The 2,929-nt window shown below is 34.2% G+C and carries 2 protein-coding genes and 1 tRNA gene; all 3 read left to right on the forward strand.

Translation table 11 applies throughout. The features are described from left to right. Positions 1–580: 580 nt before the first annotated feature. Positions 581–653, forward strand: a tRNA-Val gene (locus GO685_RS04495). A 24-nt stretch (positions 654–677) separates the two neighbouring features. Further along, complete coding sequence (locus tag GO685_RS04500; protein WP_175937755.1) at positions 678–1,574, forward strand: cation diffusion facilitator family transporter; 897 nt, start codon at positions 678–680, stop codon at positions 1,572–1,574. Positions 1,575–1,753: 179 nt separating this feature from the next. After that, positions 1,754–2,881, forward strand: coding sequence for a hypothetical protein (locus tag GO685_RS04505; protein ID WP_175937756.1), 1,128 nt, complete (start codon positions 1,754–1,756; stop codon positions 2,879–2,881). Positions 2,882–2,929 lie beyond the last annotated feature (48 nt).

The raw sequence follows: 2,929 nt of genomic DNA on the forward strand, positions 1-2,929 counted from the left end.
TGTATTCCTTTCATGCTTTTCAAAAAACTAAAAACTTGTTTTCAATTTCCTTCTTTTATATAATATGCCATTTGGTAGTTTCTCTATTTGTGGCTAAGTTAAACTACCAGTTTTTGCTACATCTTTCCTTATTTTCTCATGACAAACTTTTTTCACAGAGACTAGCTATAAACATTAAAAAATTTACCAAGTAAAAAAAGGCAAAAAAAACCCGAGTGGCGAGTTTTGACTCTATAATACTTTAAATTGGCGCTATAATAATTTGCTGACGCTTAGTTCAAGCGCGATTTGGCTGAATGTAGAAAAAATGAAAAAGACATGCAGCCGCTATAATTTGATACAATCTACCAAAAAATACCCTGAGTTTTTTACTGAATTTTGTCATTGAGCATGCAGATCAAAAACAAGTTTTGAGTCAGAAATACCCTTGCTATTATGGCAATGAGTTTGGAGGAACTTGTCAAGTAGTTTTTTTATATTGGGTATGTGCCTAGCGCGCTGCCAAAAGCTATGCGAAAAATCAATAGTTTAAAAGCAAATTGACTTTCATCCTGCTGAAGCACTATACTAAAACCATGATGGGTAATTAGCTCAGTTGGTAGAGCACTTGCTTGACGTGCAAGCGGTCGCTGGTTCGAGTCCAGTGTTACCCATTTTTGCTCATGAAAAGATTTTATATGGCAGTGGTACACAACGGTAAACACTCAGCAGCAGAGTCCAAACGCTTAATCTATTCCATAATAATAGTTGCGATAACAACGCTCATGGAGATAGTGGGTGGAGTAATTTCACATTCGCTTGCTCTGCTATCAGATGCAGAACATATGCTCACTGACCTCTTTGCCTTAGTCTTAAGCTGGGTAGCGCATAGGTTTTCAGCTAAGAAATCTGACCTGCAAAGATCATACGGGTATCATCGGTTGCAGATAATCGCAGCATTTGTCAATGGTTTAACTCTATTTCTCATTTCAGCAATCATCATAATTGAGTCAATAAAGAGATTCATTTTTCCAGTCAATGTTGAGTGGCAAATAATGTTAATGATTGCCATACTTGGACTGATTGCTAATATTGTAGTCTTTTTTATATTACATAGTAAATGCGAAAGTAATATAAACATAAAAAGTGCCGTACTGCACGTTATAGGAGACATTTTAGGTTCTGTAGCTGCTATACTTGCATCCATAATTATCATGCTTACTGGATGGCAAATAGTAGATCCAATATTATCAGTATTTGTTAGTGTGATAATTCTAAATAGCGGCTATAAAATTCTCAAGAATTCCTGCCATATACTTCTTGAAGGTACACCTGAAGTTATCTCTGCTGAGGAAATAAAAAGTGAGCTTGTATCTAAGCTAACTGAAGTGATAGATGTACACCATATACATGCATGGTCACTGTCTGATAATTATTTCATAATAACTATGCATGCTAAAATTAAGCGAAGCGTGCAACACACTGATATTTTGTATGGAATAAAAAAAATATTGCTGGATAAGTTTGAAATAGCGCACTCTACAGTTGAAATTGAATATGATGAGTGTGCGGATGATAAGATACTTAAACATTGACATTTAAAACCATTATGTATATTATTATGAAAATTTAGTAGTATGAAGAAGTAGGTTATGATAGGTTTTTCTCAAGTACAATTTCCTCGCAGTGGCTCCAGTAAAGTTAGAACGCTCTCTATTTATCTTTTTATTATGCGTTAACTATAGCAACTATTCCTACTTCGATAGCAGTCAGCTTGGTATCTGCCCTATATGACACAGAAATCAAAACATTTCTTGGATATAAAAAAATAAAAGGTGGGGAGAAGATAAGTAAAAAAGAATATTGGAAAATATTTGGTCAAGGTAACATAATCAAGTCAATCTTAGTTTCATGCATTGCGGGACTAACAATTTATTATTTTTTCTCTAAGCCTTTAATATTAGCTTGGCTATTAGCACCGATACCATTGGCAATTGGAATAATCCTATTACAGCCTGAAACAAGACCAACAAAGCTTAACCCCATAGCCTTACTCAAAGCTTTATTAAAGCTACTTTCAGATGGTTTGTATGAGAATTTAATTGGTACAAAGAATATGATAAGTGCTATGAAGGAACATATGATGCCTCATATGGCAAACGATAGCATTGTTGACAGTATTAATACACTCAAAGATGGATATGGTGAAAAGATACCAGAACCCAATAGTATTATACGTAATGATGAATTTGTTAAGTTTATCAAGTATATAGAAGGAAAAAAAGAGTTTGGAAACAATAATAAAAGAGAATTGATTAGTTTTCTTAAAGAATGGTGCAATGATGATAAACAAGTTCATGTTTCTGGACTCACAGGGGGACAAATTTTATATTTGGTTCTAAAGGCCTGTAATAGTGGAGATGATGAATCAATTGCAGCAAAAAGGCAAGAGTTGGTAAGGTCTTTAATGTATGCCATGAACTATGCTAAAGGAACAGTTGTTCCTGAAACCTGTTTTACCGGCATTCTTGGTGCAATGCTAAAGTCATTAGAAGGAATACACCCTGGTGTTAGGGTGGAATACCTCATGAAAGATAGAATTGGAATGCATGCAGAAAATGAGGCATGTGAATTTATTAAGAAAGAGCTGAAAAAAAAGAAGAATCATCAAGAAATCCTCGATGCTTGGGACAAGTCAGATGACAACAGTAACCAAATAATTTCTAATTTTATTCAAGAGGTCAAGATACCTTTAATGAGAAGACTGTTTAGCTTGAATTGTAGTGAACAGAATGTAATAGATACAATAGAAAATCTTGAGTACATTAACTTTGATAAATTAACTGATGAGAATAAGGCAAGCTCTAGTCTCTGTGAACAAAATTTTAGAGAAGCCATATGAGAGAACCAACGAAGTTTAAAAAACCCATAAAAACCTCAGCAGTCTTGT

Origin of the sequence: Wolbachia endosymbiont of Madathamugadia hiepei (genome assembly GCF_013366855.1) — a bacterium.
GTDB lineage: Bacteria > Pseudomonadota > Alphaproteobacteria > Rickettsiales > Anaplasmataceae > Wolbachia.